This is a genomic window from Phaeovulum sp., assembly GCF_041596715.1.
Lineage (GTDB): Bacteria > Pseudomonadota > Alphaproteobacteria > Rhodobacterales > Rhodobacteraceae > UBA6213.
Genome location: NZ_JBFHIA010000043.1, coordinates 1 through 16,023 on the forward strand (window position 1 = coordinate 1; position 16,023 = coordinate 16,023).

The 16,023-nt window shown below is 62.2% G+C and carries 13 protein-coding genes and 2 pseudogenes; 11 read left to right on the top strand and 4 right to left on the bottom strand.

Annotation, left to right across the window (positions count from 1 at the left end; translation table 11 throughout):
- The 3 genes and pseudogenes from ABY403_RS04695 to ABY403_RS04705 all read right to left on the bottom strand — a co-directional run.
- Window positions 1–401, bottom strand: a pseudogene (locus tag ABY403_RS04695) (6-aminohexanoate hydrolase); the annotation flags it as partial.
- A 126-nt stretch (window positions 402–527) separates the two neighbouring features.
- Window positions 528–1,235: an aminoacyl-tRNA hydrolase gene (pth, locus tag ABY403_RS04700; protein WP_372839453.1), complete on the bottom strand. Its 708-nt coding sequence runs from the start codon at window positions 1,233–1,235 to the stop codon at window positions 528–530.
- Window positions 1,236–1,361: 126 nt separating this feature from the next.
- Window positions 1,362–1,982, bottom strand: a complete 621-nt coding sequence (locus ABY403_RS04705; protein WP_372839454.1) for a 50S ribosomal protein L25/general stress protein Ctc — start codon at window positions 1,980–1,982, stop codon at window positions 1,362–1,364.
- A gap of 189 nt (window positions 1,983–2,171) precedes the next feature.
- On the opposite strand from ABY403_RS04705, the gene ABY403_RS04710 reads away from it, so the two are divergent.
- Window positions 2,172–3,311, top strand: coding sequence for an MFS transporter (locus ABY403_RS04710; RefSeq protein WP_372839455.1), 1,140 nt, complete (start codon window positions 2,172–2,174; stop codon window positions 3,309–3,311).
- 6 nt (window positions 3,312–3,317) lie between these two features.
- Here ABY403_RS04710 and ABY403_RS04715 read toward each other — a convergent pair whose 3' ends face one another.
- Window positions 3,318–4,190, bottom strand: a complete 873-nt coding sequence (locus ABY403_RS04715) for a MurR/RpiR family transcriptional regulator (protein ID WP_372839457.1) — start codon at window positions 4,188–4,190, stop codon at window positions 3,318–3,320.
- 147 nt (window positions 4,191–4,337) lie between these two features.
- Here ABY403_RS04715 and ABY403_RS04720 point away from each other — a divergent pair, with 147 nt between their 5' ends.
- The 10 genes and pseudogenes from ABY403_RS04720 to ABY403_RS04765 all read left to right on the top strand — a co-directional run.
- On the top strand, window positions 4,338–5,093 hold the full coding sequence (locus ABY403_RS04720; RefSeq protein WP_372839458.1) for an N-formylglutamate amidohydrolase: 756 nt from the start codon (window positions 4,338–4,340) through the stop codon (window positions 5,091–5,093).
- Window positions 5,094–5,600, top strand: a complete 507-nt coding sequence (locus ABY403_RS04725; protein ID WP_372839460.1) for a TRAP transporter small permease subunit — start codon at window positions 5,094–5,096, stop codon at window positions 5,598–5,600.
- The gene (locus tag ABY403_RS04730) at window positions 5,600–6,925 is read left to right on the top strand and encodes a TRAP transporter large permease subunit (RefSeq protein WP_372839462.1); all 1,326 of its coding nucleotides are present in this window, start codon (window positions 5,600–5,602) and stop codon (window positions 6,923–6,925) included. The genes ABY403_RS04725 and ABY403_RS04730 overlap by 1 nt, the downstream gene beginning before the upstream one ends.
- Before the next feature lie 48 nt (window positions 6,926–6,973).
- Window positions 6,974–8,011: a TRAP transporter substrate-binding protein gene (locus ABY403_RS04735; RefSeq protein ID WP_372839464.1), complete on the top strand. Its 1,038-nt coding sequence runs from the start codon at window positions 6,974–6,976 to the stop codon at window positions 8,009–8,011.
- 80 nt (window positions 8,012–8,091) lie between these two features.
- Window positions 8,092–9,456 carry a glutamine synthetase family protein gene (locus ABY403_RS04740; protein WP_372839465.1) on the top strand — a complete coding sequence of 455 codons (1,365 nt, stop codon included), beginning with the start codon at window positions 8,092–8,094 and terminating at the stop codon, window positions 9,454–9,456.
- Window positions 9,457–9,505: 49 nt separating this feature from the next.
- Window positions 9,506–10,894: an aldehyde dehydrogenase family protein gene (locus ABY403_RS04745; RefSeq protein ID WP_372839466.1), complete on the top strand. Its 1,389-nt coding sequence runs from the start codon at window positions 9,506–9,508 to the stop codon at window positions 10,892–10,894.
- Window positions 10,891–12,051 carry an iron-containing alcohol dehydrogenase gene (locus ABY403_RS04750; protein WP_372839467.1) on the top strand — a complete coding sequence of 387 codons (1,161 nt, stop codon included), beginning with the start codon at window positions 10,891–10,893 and terminating at the stop codon, window positions 12,049–12,051. Before ABY403_RS04745 ends, ABY403_RS04750 begins: the two co-directional genes overlap by 4 nt.
- 173 nt (window positions 12,052–12,224) lie before the next feature.
- Entirely contained in the window at window positions 12,225–13,469 is a 1,245-nt protein-coding gene (locus tag ABY403_RS04755) for an NAD(P)/FAD-dependent oxidoreductase (protein ID WP_372839469.1), read from the top strand.
- A gap of 114 nt (window positions 13,470–13,583) precedes the next feature.
- Window positions 13,584–15,683 carry a YjbH domain-containing protein gene (locus ABY403_RS04760; protein ID WP_372839471.1) on the top strand — a complete coding sequence of 700 codons (2,100 nt, stop codon included), beginning with the start codon at window positions 13,584–13,586 and terminating at the stop codon, window positions 15,681–15,683.
- Window positions 15,680–16,023, top strand: a pseudogene (locus tag ABY403_RS04765) (hypothetical protein); the annotation flags it as partial. The gene ABY403_RS04760 and the pseudogene ABY403_RS04765, both read left to right, overlap by 4 nt.

Sequence of the window (16,023 nt, forward strand, 5' to 3'; positions counted from 1 at the left end):
AGAATACCGAACAGCGCCGACAGAAAGCTTTTTGCCACGGACCAGCTGATGCGCAGATCGTCCGGGCGCGTGCCGCGATAATAGCTTTCGTGCACCAGCTGCCCGTCTTTGAGCACCACCAGCCCCGTCACCCAGCGCGCCTCGATCCAAGGCGCAACCGACGCTGGCAATTCCGCCGCCATGCCCGCCGGCAGCGCCGAGGCGGGCTTTGAGCCGATCAAGAGTGGGCGGCTAAGAAACAGCCCGTCCATGCCCGAAAAATTGGCCACGATGTTGTCGGGTGCGAACAGGCTGTTCACCGCGAGCAACCGCGTGATTTCTTCGCGCTTCCAGAGCGCAATCCCACCCGCCACCAGAGCGACCAAAAGCAGCACACGGAAAGCCATTTTCAAGATGCGCATGAACGATCCTCCTTGCAGCAAGGGAAGCACGGCGGCCGCGGCGCGGCAACTCCCTGTGCCAAGGTTGCTGAAAATAGCACCTTGTCAGGGCCAATAGCGCATTGCCGCCGCGCCACCGGGTGACAATCAGTGCTTAAAACGTTCCAGCAACCGCTCCAACGCGCCTTTCGGTGCGGGCTCGGGGGCAGGTGGGGCGGAGGGCGTTGGGGGGGCGGACTTGGCCTCATCGGCAGGTTTTGGCGCGCGTGGTGGCTTTGGCGGGCGCGGCGGGGCCATGCGCTGCGCGACCGTGTTCAAGAACCCCGCACCATCGCCACGCGCCAGCGCGGGCGCGCCCTCGGCGATGCCGGCAAGCATATCCTCGCGCCAAACTGCGTCGGCCTTGGCGAAGTCTGACAACACATAGTCCGCAACGCGGTCCTTGTGGCCGGGGTGGCCAATGCCCAAGCGCACGCGCCCATAGCTTTCGCCGATATGCGCATGAATCGACCGTAGGCCGTTGTGCCCCGCATGACCGCCGCCCTGCTTGAGGCGGCACTTGCCGGGAGCAAGGTCCAACTCGTCATGAAATACGATAACGTCGGGCGGGGTAAGCTTGAGATAGCGCATCGCCTCGCCCACCGACTGGCCCGAAAGGTTCATGAACGTGGCAGGCTTCAAGAGCAGCACCTTTTCGCCGCCCAGCATCCCCTCGGCCACCTGCCCCTGAAACCGCGCGCGCCAGCCCGAAAAACCATGCTCCGTCGCAATCCGCTCCACCGCCATAAAGCCGATGTTGTGGCGGTTGCCCGCGTAAGACGCCCCCGGATTCCCCAAGCCTACAAAGAGCTTCATGCCGCCTCCCCGTTGCCGCCCAGACTAGGGCCCGAGCGCGCCCCATGCAACGGGGAGCGCCCAATGAAAAGCGCGGCAAGAGTTGCCCCTGCCGCGCTTCTTTTACTTTGCACTGCCGTCAGAAGATCACTCTTCTTCTGCTTCCTCGCCAGCTTCTTCATTGTCGCTCGAGCGCAGGCCCGAGGGCGCGCCGATATTGGCAATGACGAAATTGCGCTTGATCGTCGGGCGAGCGCCCTCGGGCAGCGTAATATCGTTGATGTGGATGACATCGCCGATTTGCAGGCCGGTCAGATCGACCGTCAGATGGTCCGGAATGTCGCCCGCAAGCACTTCAAGCTCCACTTCCGGCCGCACGATGGTCAGCGCGCCACCGCGCTTGAGACCGGGCGAGGCTTCGTGGTTTTCAAAGTTCACGTGAATGAACAGGCTGATACGCGAGTTCTGGTGCACACGCATCAGGTCCACGTGCAGCGGCTTGTCCATCACCGGGTCGCGCTGGACGCCGCGGCAGATCACGCGCTGGTCGGCCTGCCCCTCAAGCTTGAGGTTCCACAGGGTCGAAAGAAAACGCCCCGCGCGGAGTTTTTGCAGCAGCTTGTTGTATTCGAAAGAAATCGGCTGCGGCTCTTTGCCGTCGCCATAGATAATGCCGGGTACGGTGCCCTCACGACGAGCTTGACGGGCGGCCCCCTTGCCTGTCCCCGTCCGTACCACGGCCAGCAGATCAGGGATCTCTTTGGCCATAGGTGTCTCCATAGTCACAAGTTACGCGGACTCCTCCAAGGGTGCAGCCCGCAAGGCGGCCCCTATAGCGTGGCGGTGCCGGAAAGGAAAGCCCAATTGCGTCGCGACGCCTCGCACCCCCGTTGCCGACTGTGCGGCGGTATGCTACGGCGAGCAACAGTATCCAAAGCGCTTTGAAAAGGGATTTTCATGGCTTTTTTACCGGAACTCCGGGCGTCACGCGCAACTGGCGCGGGCTTGGCCGCGGTCGGGGTGTTTTGGGGTGGTTTTGCGGCCTATCTACCCGATTACAAGCTGGCCGCAGCGGTCAGCGATGCTGAAATGGGGCTGGTTCTGATCCTCTCGGCGGTGGGCGGCATGACAGCGATGGCTGTATCGCCGCGGCTGATGGCACTGCTTGGGCGCGCGATGCTTCCGGTGGGCGGCGTTTTGGTGGCGCTTGGCGCATTTCTGCCCCTGCTGGCGAGCGGCACCCTATCGCTTGGGCTGGTGCTCTTGGCGATGGGCGCTGCGATGTCCACGCTCGACATCGCCTCGAACGTGCGGATTTCCGAAAGAGAAGCGCAAGAGGGGTTGCATCTGATGAACCTCAACCACGCGCTGTTCTCGTTTGCCTTTGGTGCTGCGGCTTTTGGCTGCGGTTTGGCGCGCAAGGCAGGCTTCGGCCCTGAAACGGTTGCTCCCGTCTTATGCATCTTGCTGCTCGTGCTCGCCACGGTGATGCATGAGCGCACCTTGGCCACGGCACCCTCGGCAGACGGCAGGGGCGAACCCGCAGCCTCGCCTTGGGGCGCGATCCTGCCCGCCGCCGCCATTCTATTTGCCGCATTCGTTTCGGAAAACGCCACCGAAAGCTGGTCTGCCCTGTATATCGAGCGCACGCTCGGCGGGCCGCGCGGCGAAGGCTCGTTCGGCCCGGCCATGCTGGGGCTGACAATGGGCTTAGGCAGGCTTTCCGGCCAGTTTCTTGCCGCGCGGCTGGGCGAAGCGCGGCTGGTGGCAGGTTCGGCGGGGCTTGGGGTGTTTGGCGCGCTGGTCGTGGCGCTGGCACCCGGCCCGACGGTTGCGGTCGTTGGGGTGGCGCTGATCGGTCTGGGCGTTGCTGTGGTTGTGCCCTCGGCCAATTCGCTTCTGGGCCGCGCGGTTGCAACCGAGCAGCGCGCCTACGCTATTTCGCGCAGCTGGATGTTGGGTTTCACCGGCTTTTTCCTTGGCCCGGTAGGCATGGGCCTGATTGCCGAGCACTTTGGCCTGCGCTGGTCCTTCGTCGCGGTGGCGCTGATGATGGCGCTCATTCTGCCCGGACTCGCGCGGCTGAAACGGCGCTGAACCCCGCTACTTGGCCCGCCGAAAGAAACGCGCGCGCGCATAAAGCTCTTCAAGCCGCTTCATGCGCGCCTCCGTCTGCTGCCAAGTCAGGCTTTGCACCGCCGCCATCAGGGTTTCGACCAGCACCTGAATCGCCACCGTGGAATCCCACGCCGAGGGCACCTCGATCTGCGCCGAGAAGCGAAAGCGCGCGTGGGCCGCGGCGGGCGAAACCCAAGGGTCGGTAATCAACACCACTTCGGCACCCTGCTCGGCGGCCATTTCGACAAGTTGCAGCACATTGTTTTCATAACGGCGAATGTCGAACGCCAGCAGCACATCGCCGGGGGCCATCTCGATCAGCGCCGGGGGCCATGCGTTGGACATCTCTGAAATCACAGCGACGTCCGAGCGGATAACCTTCATGTGGGTTACAAAGTAATCGGCCATCGCATGGGTTATCCGCCCACCGGTCGCGTAGATCTTGCGCGCGGGGTCCGCCAACATCGCCGCCGCGGCGTCAAACTCGGCATGATCGATCTGCGCCAGCGTCGCGTGCAGATTGCCCAGCACCGCATCTGCGAATCGGTTCAGAATATGCGTGTCCGGCACCCCGTCCGCCCAGCGGTCGTGCTTGGCCAGCGGCGAGATCAGCCTTTCCTCCACCTCGCGGCGAACACCGGCCTGAAAATCGGTGTAGCCGGCAAAGCCGAGCTTTTGCACCAGCCGCATGACGGTTGGGCCCGAAACCTCTGCGGCCCGCGCCAGCGCCGCGATCGAGCCAAGGGCCGCGACGGGGTAGTGGCGCAAGAGGTGGCTGGCCAATTGCCGTTCCGCCCGGGTCAACTTTTCAAACCCGTGGCGCAGGCGCTCTTCGATCGTTTTATACACTGCCGCCAAATTGGGCACCCTTGCTGTGAGTCGCTTTGGATAATTTGTAACAGGATTTTCTGGAATGGAATGATCTTGACAGAATCCCCTCGCGCGGTGGAGCCTCAGCCAAACCAAAGCAGAGACGCAAGTAACATGACGGCCCAGCCGGAACGATTGGCACAACCTGCACAACCCGTGGTGACAGCAACAAACCCCGAAGGTTCGGGGCGTTTTGTCATTTGTTGCGAACATGCCTCGAACGGATTTCCCGCGCCTTGGGGCAATCTCGGCCTCAGCTCCGAAGCGATGCGCGCGCATATCGCTTGGGACCCCGGCGCGCTGGGGCTGGCGCAAGCGCTGGCCAAATTGCTTGACGCGCCACTGGTGCAGGCAAATGTCTCGCGCCTGATCTATGATCTGAACCGCCCGCCCCATTCGCGTGGCGCGATGGCAGAACAAAGCGAAATCTATTCGGTGCCTGGCAACGCCGGGCTGGATGCCGAGGCGCGGCGCGCGCGCACCGAAGCGATCTATGTGCCGTTTCACGCCGAGTTGCGCGCCCTTCTTGCCCGCCGCGCCGCCAGCGGCCCGCTGCCGGTTCTGGTAACGGTGCATTCCTTCACCCCCGTCTGGCACGGTCGCCCGCGGATGGTCGAGTTCGGGATCATCCACGATGCCGACCCAAGGCTGGCGCAAGCGGTGCTGGCACATGCGCCAGCCGGGCTCGACGCGCGCCTGAACGAACCTTATGCGGCTGTCGATGAGGTAACCCATACGCTGGCGCTGCACGCCACGCCGATGGGGTTTCTCAACGTCATGCTGGAACTGCGCAACGACCTGATCGCCAGCGCAGATGCGCAAGAAGCGATGGCCGCGCGGCTTGCCCCCAGCCTGACAGCGGCGCTCTTTGCCACAGAAAGCGAGGCTTGAATGCCGCAATGGACCAAGTCCTACGTGCGTTGGGTCGAGGCGCTCAATTACCGCGTCGGGCGCTTTGCGATGTATTTGCTGTTCATCATCATGGGCATTCTGCTTTGGTCGTCGATCACCAAGTTCATCCGCGTGCCCTCGCTCTGGACGCTCGAGATGGCGCAGTTCACGCTGGTCGCCTATTACCTTCTGGGGGCACCCTATACCTTTCAGTTGGGCACCAACGTGCGGATGGACCTGCTGTATTCCCGGCTGCGCCCACGCACACAGGCGCTTTGGGATGCATTCACGGTATTCGCGCTGATCTTCTACCTTGGCGTCATGCTTTACGGCGCGGTTGGCAGCACGGTCTATTCTTTTGAAACGGGCGAACGTAACCCGACTGCGTGGCGCCCCGTGCTCTGGCCAATCAAGACCGTGATCTGCCTGAGCTTTGTCTTGATGATCTTGCAGTCATTTGTGCACCTGCTTCGCGACATCGCGATTCTACGTGGGGAAGAACTCTGATGCCCTATGAATGGATCGCCACACTGATGTTTTCCACCATGCTGCTGATGATGATCACCGGGCAGCGGGTGTTCGGCGCTATCGGATTTGTCGCAGTTGTCGCTGCGATTTCGCTCTGGGGCACCGGCGGAAGCGACATGGGGTTTTCGTCGATCATGAAGCTGATGAAATGGACACCGCTGCTGACGCTGCCGATGTTCGTTTTCATGGGCTATGTGATGAGCGAAAGCCGCTTGGCCGAAGATCTCTACAAGATGTTCCACGTCTGGTTCGGGCCTTTGCCCGGAGGGCTGGCCGTCGGCACGATTTTGCTGATGGTGATGATCTCGGTCATGAACGGGCTTTCAGTCGCCGGAATGGCGATCGGCGCCACCATCGCACTACCCGAGCTTGCGCGGCGCGGCTATGACAAGCAGTTGATATCGGGCGTCATTCAGGCAGGATCGAGTCTTGGCATCTTGATACCGCCCTCGGTTGTGATGGTGCTGTTTTCGCTGATCGCGCGGGCACCGGTGAACCAGCTTTGGCTGGCGGGCATCATGCCGGGGCTGCTGATGGCGTCGATGTTCATGATCTATGTGGTGTTCCGGGCGTGGCTAAACCCCGCGCTCGCCCCCCGCATGACGGCCGAGGAACGCGCTGAGATCACTTGGGCAGAGCGGCTTTTACTGCTGCGTGCGGGGTTGCTGCCGGTCTTGATTTTTGCCGCGATGATGGTGCCCTTCATCAAGGGCTGGGCCAGCCTGACCGAGGCAAGCGTGATCGGTGCCGTCACCTCAGTGATGGCGGCCGTGATCAAGCGGCGCTTTTCTTGGAAGGTGTTCGAAACGGCGACGCGCAGCACGCTGGCGATCACCGTCATGTTCATGCTTATCATCATGGCCGCGATGTCGTTTGGGGCGGTCTTCGACGGTCTCGGTGCAGGCCGCGCGATCGAAGACTTCTTTCTGCGCGACCTCGGGCTTTCGGCGTGGCAGGTGCTGGTGCTGATGCAGCTTTCCTTCCTCGTGATGGGAATGTTCCTCGACGATACCGCGATGCTGGTGATTGTCGCGCCGATTTACGTCGGTTTGGCGCGCCAGCTTGGCTTTGACCTTGTCTGGTATGGTATCCTCTATACGATCACCTGCCAGATCGCCTACCTGACACCACCTTTCGGATATAACCTGTTCCTGATGCGCGCCATGGCACCATCCGACTATACTTTGCCGGTCATTTACCGCTCGGCATTGCCTTTTGTCGGGATCATGCTGGTAACGCTCATCGTCGTCGGCCTCTTCCCCCAGATCGCGCTTTGGCTTCCAAACATGGTTCTGGGTCTCTGAAAAACAACCCCGAATGGGGACTGACCAACCCAACAAGGAGAAAGCAACATGACTACAACCAGACGCAAGTTCCTGACCACTGGCGCGATCGCCGCCAGCGCCGCCTCGCTTGGCGCGCCCGCGGTGGCGCAGTCGCCTATCAAGTGGCGGATGCAGACCTATGCCGGGGGTGCGCTTGGCGCCGAAGTGGTGAAACCTGCCATCGACGCCTTCAACACCATTGCGCAGGGCCAGATGGAGATCGAGCTTTTTTACGCCGACCAACTGGTGCCCACGTCCGAGCTGTTCCGCGCCGTCCAGAAAGGCACGCTCGATGCCGTGCAGTCCGATGACGACAGCATGGCCAGCCCGACCGAAGTGACGATTTTCGGCGGCTACTTCCCGCTCGCGCTGCGCTATTCGCTCGATGTGCCCGCGCTTTTCAACCACTACGGGTTGAACGAGATCTGGGCCGAGGAATACGCCAAGGTCGGCGTCAAGCATGTCTCCGCTGGTTCGTGGGACCCCTGCCATTTCTCGATGAAATCGCCGATCAACAGCCTTGCGGACCTGAGCGGCAAGCGCGTCTTTACCTTCCCCACCGCCGGGCGCTTCCTTTCGCGCTTTGGCGTGGTGCCGGTGACGCTGCCCTGGGAAGACATCGGCGTGGCCCTGCAAACCGGCGAGTTGGACGGTGTCGCATGGTCGGGCATCACCGAGGTTTACACAGCCTCTTGGGCGAAATCGGCGCCCTACTTCCTGACCAACAACATCTCGGGCGCGTGGATCGGGCACTTCTTCGCCAATATGGATCGTTGGAACGAGGTGCCCCCGCATCTGCAAGAACTGATGCGCGTCTGCTTCGAGCAGTCGCACTATTACCGCCAGCACTGGTACTGGGCCGGCGAGGCGCGCCTGCGCGTCGAAGGTGCCGACACCCAGTTGACCACGATCCCCGACGCCGAGTGGGCCACGGTCGAAGAAGAAGCGGCCAAGTTCTGGGATGAAGTCGCGGCTGAAAGCCCGGTGAAGGCAAAGGTTGTCGAGATCATCAAGCAATACAACGCAACCATGCGCAAGGCTGGCAAGCCCTACCGCTATAGCTGATACTCCATTTGACGCGGCGCGAGGCCCCCTCGCGCCGCGTCGCTTTTGCCTTTACCCATCGGCCCGAGGAGCCCGTTGAAATGCCCGCGAACCTGACCTTTGACGCATTGAAAGCCGCTGTCGCCGCGGGCGAGATTGACACCGTGGTCGCCTGCATCACCGACATGCAGGGCCGCCTTCAGGGCAAGCGCTTTGTCGCGCACCACTTCGTTGCCTCGGCATGGGAAGAAACGCATTGCTGCAACTATCTGCTGGCCACCGATTTCGAGATGGTCACGGTGCAGGGCTTTGCCGCCACCGGCTGGAACAAGGGCTACGGCGACTATGTGATGAAGCCCGACCTTGCCACGTTGCGCCGCCTGCCGTGGTTGCCGGGCACCGCAATGGTGATGTGCGATGTGCTCGATCACCACACCCACGAGCTTGTGCCACATGCCCCCCGCTCGGTGCTCAAGCGCCAGATCGACCGCGCCAAGGCGATGGGGTTCGATGTGATGATGGCGACCGAACTTGAGTTCTTTTTGTTCGAGCAGAGCTTTTCGGAGCTTTTCGACTGTGGCTATCGTGGCATGACGCCGATGGCGCGCTACAACGTCGACTATTCGATTTTCGGCACCGCGCGGGAAGAACCGATCATGCGCGCCATCCGCAACGGGCTTTGGGATGCGGGCGTTCCGATCGAATGTTCCAAGGGCGAGGCCGAAGCCGGGCAGGAAGAGGTTAACGCCAAATATTCCGACGCGCTCGACACCGCCGACATGCACACGATCATCAAGACCGGCGTCAAGGAAATCGCGCTGCAACACGGTGCGAGCGTCACCTTCATGGCCAAATATGATCACCGCCGCGCCGGGTCTTCGAGCCACGTGCACCAGTCGCTGTGGAAGGGCGGCAAGCCTATGTTCCTTGATGAAAAAGCGCCGCACGGCATGTCAGAGCTGATGCAGCACTATATCGCCGGGCAACTGGCGCACGCTGGCGAAATCACCGCGTTCCTTGCGCCGTTCGTCAACAGCTACAAGCGCTTTGTGGTCGGCATGTTCGCACCCACAAAGGCTGTGTGGAGCCTTGATAACCGCACCGCCGGTTTCCGCGTCTGCGGCGAAGATACCAAAGGGATCCGGGTTGAATGCCGCATTGGCGGCGCCGATCTGAACCCCTATCTTGCCTGCGCGGCGTTGTTGGCCGCGGGGCTCGACGGGATCGAAAAGAAGATGCCACTGGAACCTGCGGTCTCAGGTGATGTCTATCAGGCGGGCGCGGTGCGCGAGATCCCCAAGACGCTTGGGGCTGCGGCTTCGGCGATGGGAACATCGGCTTGGCTGCGCGCGGCCTTTGGCGACGAGGTGATGACGCATTACCACCGCGCCGCGCTTTGGGAAATCGAAGAACAAAATCGCGTCGTGACCGATTGGGAACTGTCGCGTGGGTTTGAACGCGCCTGAGCGGCGTAATACGTGAGCGCGCCCGGCATGGGCGTAAGAGGACAAAGTAATGACCAAAATGATCCAGCTAATCTCGCCCGTCGATGGGCGAGTCTACGCCGAACGGCCATGCCTGAGCATGTCCGAAGCCGAGGCGATGGTAGCGCGCGCACGCACCGCACAACACGCCTGGGCCGCACGCCCCTTGGCCGAGCGGATCGCGCTTGTGCAAGCTGGCGTGGCCAAGCTGAACGAGATGACGCCCCGCGTGGTCGAAGAACTGGCGTGGCAAATGGGCCGCCCCACCCGCTATGGCGGCGAGTTTGGCGGCGTTAACGAACGCACCGCCTATATGTCCGAAATCGCCGAAAGCGCGCTGGCACCGATGGTGGCCGAAGCATCGGACCGCTTCGAGCGGCGCATAGTGCGTGAACCTGTCGGTGTTGTGTTCATTCTGGCACCTTGGAATTACCCCTACCTCACCTCGATCAACACCATCGTGCCCGCACTGATCGCAGGCAACGCGGTGGTGCTGAAACACGCAAGCCAAACCCTACTGGTGGGCGAACGTCTGGCCGAGGCTTTCCACGCGGGCGGCGTGCCTGCCGACATCTTCCAGAACGTCGTGCTAGACCATGCGACCACCGAAACGCTGATTGGCGCGCGCGCCTTCAACTTCATCAACTTCACCGGCTCGGTCGCAGGCGGCGCGGCGATGGAGCGTGCGGCGGCAGGCACCTTTACCAGCCTTGGGCTGGAACTGGGCGGCAAGGACCCGGGCTATGTGATGGATGACGCCGATCTTGATGCGGCGGTCGACAGCCTGATGGACGGCGCAATGTACAACGCAGGCCAATGCTGCTGCGGTATCGAGCGCATCTATGTGCACGAAAGCCTATATGACGCCTTCGTCGAAAAAGCCGTGGCGTGGGTCAAAAAACTGAAGCTCGGCAACCCGTTCGAGGCCACGACCACCATCGGCCCAATGGCCAACAAGCGGTTTGCCCATGTCGTGCGCGAGCAGATTGCCGAAGCGATTGCCGAAGGCGCGACGGCGCTGATCGACCCGGCACTCTTCCCCGAAGACGATGGCGGTGCCTACCTTGCGCCGCAGATTCTGGTCAACGTGAACCACGAAATGCGCGTGATGCGCGAAGAAAGCTTTGGCCCGGTGGTCGGCATCATGCCGGTAAAGAACGACGCCGAGGCAATCGCTGTTATGAACGACAGCCCTTACGGCCTGACCGCCTCGCTCTGGACCCGCGATGCCGAACGCGCTGCTGCCATTGGCGCGCAGATTGAAACCGGCACCGTCTACATGAACCGCTGCGACTACCTCGACCCCGCGCTCTGCTGGACCGGGTGCAAAGATACCGGGCGTGGCGGCAGCCTTTCGGTTCTGGGTTTCTACGCGGTCACACGGCCGAAATCATACCATCTCAAGAAGGTGACGAAATGACCCACAACGTTCCCAACCGGAACTGGTCTTACCCGACTGCAATCAAGTTCGGCGTTGGCCGCATCAGTGAACTGGCCGAACATTGCCAAGCGGTCGGTATTGCGCGCCCGCTTCTGGTGACCGACAAGGCGTTGGCCAGCCTGCCGATCACCAAGAACGCGCTGGATGTGCTTGAGGCGGCCGGGCTTGGCCGCGCGGTGTTTTCCGAGGTGGACCCCAACCCCAACGAAAAGAACATGACCGACGGCATCGCGGTCTACAAAGCGGGCAATCACGATGGCGTCATCTGCTTTGGCGGCGGCTCGGCGCTGGACCTTGGCAAGATGATCGCGCTGATGGCGCATCAGGCGCCGAAGCTTTCGGTCTGGGATCTGGAAGATATCGAAGACTGGTATACCCGGGCCGATGCCAGCAAGATCGCCCCGATCATCGCGGTGCCAACGACCGCGGGCACCGGCTCTGAGGTCGGGCGTGCCGGTGTGTTGACCAATTCGAGCACGCACAAGAAAAAGATCATCTTCCACCCCAAGCTCATGCCTGCCGTCACCATCTGTGACCCGGCGTTGACCGTGGGTATGCCGCGCTTCATCACCGCGGGCACCGGCATGGATGCCTTGGCGCACTGTCTGGAAGCCTATTGCAGCCCGTTCTATCACCCGATGAGCCAAGGCATCGCGCTGGAAGGCATGCGGCTGGTTTTCGAGAACCTGCCCAAGGTCTATGCCGACCCGAACGATCTTGACGCCCGCGCGCATATGATGAGCGCCGCGGCGATGGGAGCGGTGGCCTTTCAGAAAGGGCTTGGTGCGATCCACTCGCTAAGCCACCCGGTCGGCGCGGTTTATGGCACGCATCACGGCACCACCAATGCCGTTGTGATGCCGATGGTACTTGACTTCAACCGCAAGGAAATCGCCGAGCGCATCAAGGCCGCGGCCGCCTATCTGGGCATCAAGGGTGGTTTCAAGGGATTCCGCGCCAAGGTCATGGAGTTGCGCGCCGAGCTGAACATTCCCGAAAACCTGACCGCGATGGGGGTGAAGGCAAGCGATCTCGACATGCTGACCGAAATGGCGTTGGAAGATCCGTCCTGCGGCGGCAACCCGGTCAAGATGACCAAGCGCAACACGCGCAAATTGTTCGACGCCTGCATGTAAGGCATTCGTATGTAAAATGCGGCCCGGCCTCTGCGTTGCAGGCCGGGCTGCGCTCCGCGGGGGATATTTGTCTCTGAAGCAGGGGCATGGGTAGACTTTTCGCGGCAAAAGTTTTGTGAAAATATCGCGCCAAAGGCCAAGAAACGGCCAACACCCCTAGCAAGGATTTGCGTATGGCCGGGCTGATCAAATGCGACATCGCGGTGATCGGCGCGGGCGTGATCGGGCTTGCCATCGCCCACCGTCTTGCGCTTGAAGGGCGCGAGGTGGTGCTGATTGACCCCGATGAGCCCGGCATGGGCGCATCTTATGGCAATGCGGGCACGGTTGCGGATTACGCGATGCAGCCGGTCGGCACGCCTTCGGTCCTTGCCTCCTTGCCGCGGCTGTTGTTTGACCGCAATTCGCCCTTGGCGATCAGGCAGGCCGCGCTGCCTGCGCTTGCACCTTGGCTTGTGCGGTTCGCGCGCCAGTGTCTGCCCGCCGCCGCGCGCCGCAACGCGCAGGCTCTGGCCAATCTGGTGCAGGATGCGCAGCCGCGTTGGACCGCGCTGGCCGATGCGATTGGCGGGGCCGAGTTGTTGCAGCACCGCGGCTGCCTTTATCTTTACGAGAGCGCGCGCGACTTGCGGGCGGCCAAAGCCGACATGGCGTTTCGTCGTGACCTTGGCGTGGCGGTGGAAATGCTTGGTCCGGACGAGATTGCAGCGCTTGAGCCGGGGCTTCCGCCGCTTGGCGGGGGTGGTGCGTTTTTTCCCGAAGCGAGTTTCATGGTCGATCCCAGCGCAATGGTGCAATTGCTGGCCGCGGCGGCGCTGGCCGAGGGTGCGGGGCTGTTGCGCGGCGCGGTGCACACCCTGTCGCGCGGGCTGGACGGGTTGCGCCTGAGCGGGCCGGGTGTGCAGGTGCATGCGCGCCGCGTGGTGATTGCGGCGGGCGCGCATTCGCGCAGCTTGGCGGCACAGGCGGGCGACAAGATCCCGCTCGACACCGAGCGCGGCTATCACTTGGAATGGGATAGCCCTACCCCGCGGCTGAGCCGCCCAAGCTGCCCCACCGCGCGCGGCTTTTACCTCTGCCCGATGCGGGGGCGGTTGCGGGTGGCGGGCACGGTGGAACTAGGCGGGCTGAGCGCGCCGCCTTCCCCGCATCGAATCGCGCGGCTCGAGGCGGGTGCGCGGGCATTTTTCCCAGATCTTGGGCCGCCTTCGCGCAGTTGGATGGGATTTCGCCCCTCGATACCCGACAGCCTGCCCGTGATTGGCGGCTCGCAGGGCGGGCCGGATGTTGTGCACGCCTATGGGCACGGCCATATCGGGCTGACACTTGCGCCGTTAACCGCTGAAATTGTTGCCGATATTTTTTCCGGCCGCGAAAGTGCACGCGATTTTTCGGCCTGCTTGCCGCAGCGTTTCTGACGGCGTGGCAACAGCGCAACCCCAGCGCCTAAAATACGGCAAGACGGCTTTGCCACTCGCGCGAGAGGCAAGATCGGATATACAGGGTCGAAACCGGATCCTTGGGGGGTTCGCATGAACGCCAGACATATCTTCGCGGCGACCATTTCGGTCAGCCTGTTCGCATTGCAAGCGGCCTCGGCCGACCAGTTGTTGGGCGGCAGCCGCAACAGTTTTGGTTTGCCCGGTGGTTTTGACACGCCCTCGGCCTATAGCCTGCCCGATGGCGTGATCGGCGGCTCTACCTTTTTTGGCGCGGGCGGGCAGCGGCACAGCTTTGCATTCCAGATGGCCCCGCGGCTGACGGCAGTCTTCCGCTATTCCAAGGTCGATGATTTCTACGCCCCGGGCGACGCGCTTTACGACCGTTCGGTTGACCTGCACCTGAAGTTGCTTGACGAATCCGGCTGGCGTCCGGCGCTGGCGGTTGGGGTGCGCGACTTCATCGGTTCGGGCGCATATGCCTCGGAATATATCGTGGCGACAAAAACCGTCACGCCAACGCTCAGCATTTCGGCGGGCCTCGGCTGGGGGAGGTTGGGGTCCAGCAACGCGATTGGCGCGCCGTTTGGCGACCGGCCCACACCCTCCGTCGTCTCGGGCAGCCCGATCAACTATGATCGCTGGTTCCGCGGCGACGCCGCGCCGTTTCTGGGCGTGAACTGGCAGGTCAACGACAAGCTGACGCTGAAAGCCGAATATTCATCCGATGGCTATGTGGACGAGGTTGCGCGCGCAAGCTTCGATCACGCCTCGCCGCTGAATATCGGGCTTGATTACCGCATTGGTGCCTGGAGCTCGATTTCGGCCTGGTATCTTTATGGCTCTGAAATCGGGGTGCAGTTCAACCTTGCAATTGACCCGCGCAAACCGCCATTTCCCTCGGGCATAGAAAAGACCCCGCTTCCGGTGGCACCGCGCCCGGCGCGCAGCGCCGACCCGGTGGGTTGGTCGGGCGAATGGGCCGCCGAAGCGCAGGTGCACCCAGCCGTGCAGGCCGAGGTTGCCAAGGCGCTGGCAGCCGACGGCATGTTGCTTGAAAGCATGGCGCTGAGTGCGACAAGCGTCGAGGTGCGGGTGCGCAACCAAACCTATCCTTCACAGGCGCAGGCGCTTGGCCATATCGCGCGCGTGCTGACTCGTGCGCTGCCGCCTTCGGTAGAAAATCTGGTGCTGACTTCGGTTGCGAATGGCATGCCGATCTCGGCGGTCACGCTGCGGCGCTCTGATATCGAGGCGCTGGAAAACGGCAACTCGGCGCTGCTGTTGCAGAACGCGTCGATCACCGATGCGCTTGCGGTATCGGCCGGCCCGCTGCGCCCGACAGAAGGGGTCTTCCCGCGCTTCCAATGGGCGTTGACGCCCTATGTAGAAGCGTCGCTTTTTGACGCGGACGATCCGTTCTTGGCCGATGTCGGCATTGCCGCCTCGGCGCGGTATGAGTTTGCGCCCGGCCTCGTGTTGGCAGGGTCGGTGCGCCAGAAAGTCATAGGCAACCTTGACCAAAGCACGCGCGTTGCCGGAACGGACCCGGTGCGCTCTGACCTTGTGGACTATCAGCGCAATGGCAATCTGACGATCCCCAGCCTGACGCTTAGCTGGTACAGCCGCCCGGCAGAGAATGTTTATACCCGTGTCAGCTTTGGCCTGTTGGAGCGGATGTTCGGCGGGATTTCGGGCGAAGTGCTCTGGAAGCCGGTCGATAGCCGCCTCGCGCTTGGGGTAGAGATGAACTACGTGCAAAAGCGTGATTACGATCAGCGCTTTAGTTTCCTCGACTACAAGGTCGCAACCGGCCACGTCTCGGCCTATTACGATATAGGCGGCGGCTATACCGGCCAGATCGACGTTGGCCGATACCTTGCGGGCGATCTGGGCGCTACGCTGTCGCTGACACGCGAGTTTGCCAATGGCTGGCGAATCGCGGCCTATGCAACATTCACCGACTGGCCCGACACGGGGCTGGATGACGACAGCTTTGTCAAAGGCATCCGCCTGACAATCCCGATCGCGTGGACCACCGGCAAGCCCACAATTGCCAGCTTCTCCAACACCTTCGGGATGTCGAGCGACGATGGCGGCGCGCGGCTTTCGGTTGACGGAAGGCTCTATAACACCGTGCGGAAAAGCCACGTGGGTGAGCTTTACGACAACTGGGGAAGGTTCTGGCGATGACGCCAGCGCAACGGTATCGCACGGCACCTTTGGTCGCGGCACTGGTGCTGTCGCTTGCCGCATGTGGCAGCGATGCAGGGAAAACCGAGACGTCCAACTTGGCGCGTGGTTTCATTGGCAACCTGATCGGGCTTGTCAAAGCAGGGCGCAGCAGTGCAGACGCGGCACCTAGTGCTGCCCCCACAGCAGACCAGATCGCTGCGGACGCGCTCGAATCCTTCGCCGGGCCACTGATGCTGGTAACGATTGAAGCGCAAAGCAAGACTACCGTCATGGGGCTTTACGGCGAGAATGGCCCGATGCGCACCTATGCATTGCCCTCCAAGCAAAGCATCATTCT

What these genes read in the sequence shown, in the direction of transcription:
- ABY403_RS04755 (WP_372839469.1), top strand. Translation starts at nt 12,225, where the DNA reads ATGGCCGGGCTGATCAAATGCGACATCGCGGTGATCGGCGCGGGCGTG.
- ABY403_RS04710 (WP_372839455.1), top strand. Translation starts at nt 2,172, where the DNA reads ATGGCTTTTTTACCGGAACTCCGGGCGTCACGCGCAACTGGCGCGGGC.
- ABY403_RS04725 (WP_372839460.1), top strand. Translation starts at nt 5,094, where the DNA reads ATGCCGCAATGGACCAAGTCCTACGTGCGTTGGGTCGAGGCGCTCAAT.
- ABY403_RS04760 (WP_372839471.1), top strand. Translation starts at nt 13,584, where the DNA reads ATGAACGCCAGACATATCTTCGCGGCGACCATTTCGGTCAGCCTGTTC.
- ABY403_RS04735 (WP_372839464.1), top strand. Translation starts at nt 6,974, where the DNA reads ATGACTACAACCAGACGCAAGTTCCTGACCACTGGCGCGATCGCCGCC.
- ABY403_RS04750 (WP_372839467.1), top strand. Translation starts at nt 10,891, where the DNA reads ATGACCCACAACGTTCCCAACCGGAACTGGTCTTACCCGACTGCAATC.
- ABY403_RS04730 (WP_372839462.1), top strand. Translation starts at nt 5,600, where the DNA reads ATGCCCTATGAATGGATCGCCACACTGATGTTTTCCACCATGCTGCTG.
- ABY403_RS04740 (WP_372839465.1), top strand. Translation starts at nt 8,092, where the DNA reads ATGCCCGCGAACCTGACCTTTGACGCATTGAAAGCCGCTGTCGCCGCG.
- pth (WP_372839453.1), bottom strand. Translation starts at nt 1,235, where the DNA reads ATGAAGCTCTTTGTAGGCTTGGGGAATCCGGGGGCGTCTTACGCGGGC.
- ABY403_RS04745 (WP_372839466.1), top strand. Translation starts at nt 9,506, where the DNA reads ATGACCAAAATGATCCAGCTAATCTCGCCCGTCGATGGGCGAGTCTAC.
- ABY403_RS04705 (WP_372839454.1), bottom strand. Translation starts at nt 1,982, where the DNA reads ATGGCCAAAGAGATCCCTGATCTGCTGGCCGTGGTACGGACGGGGACA.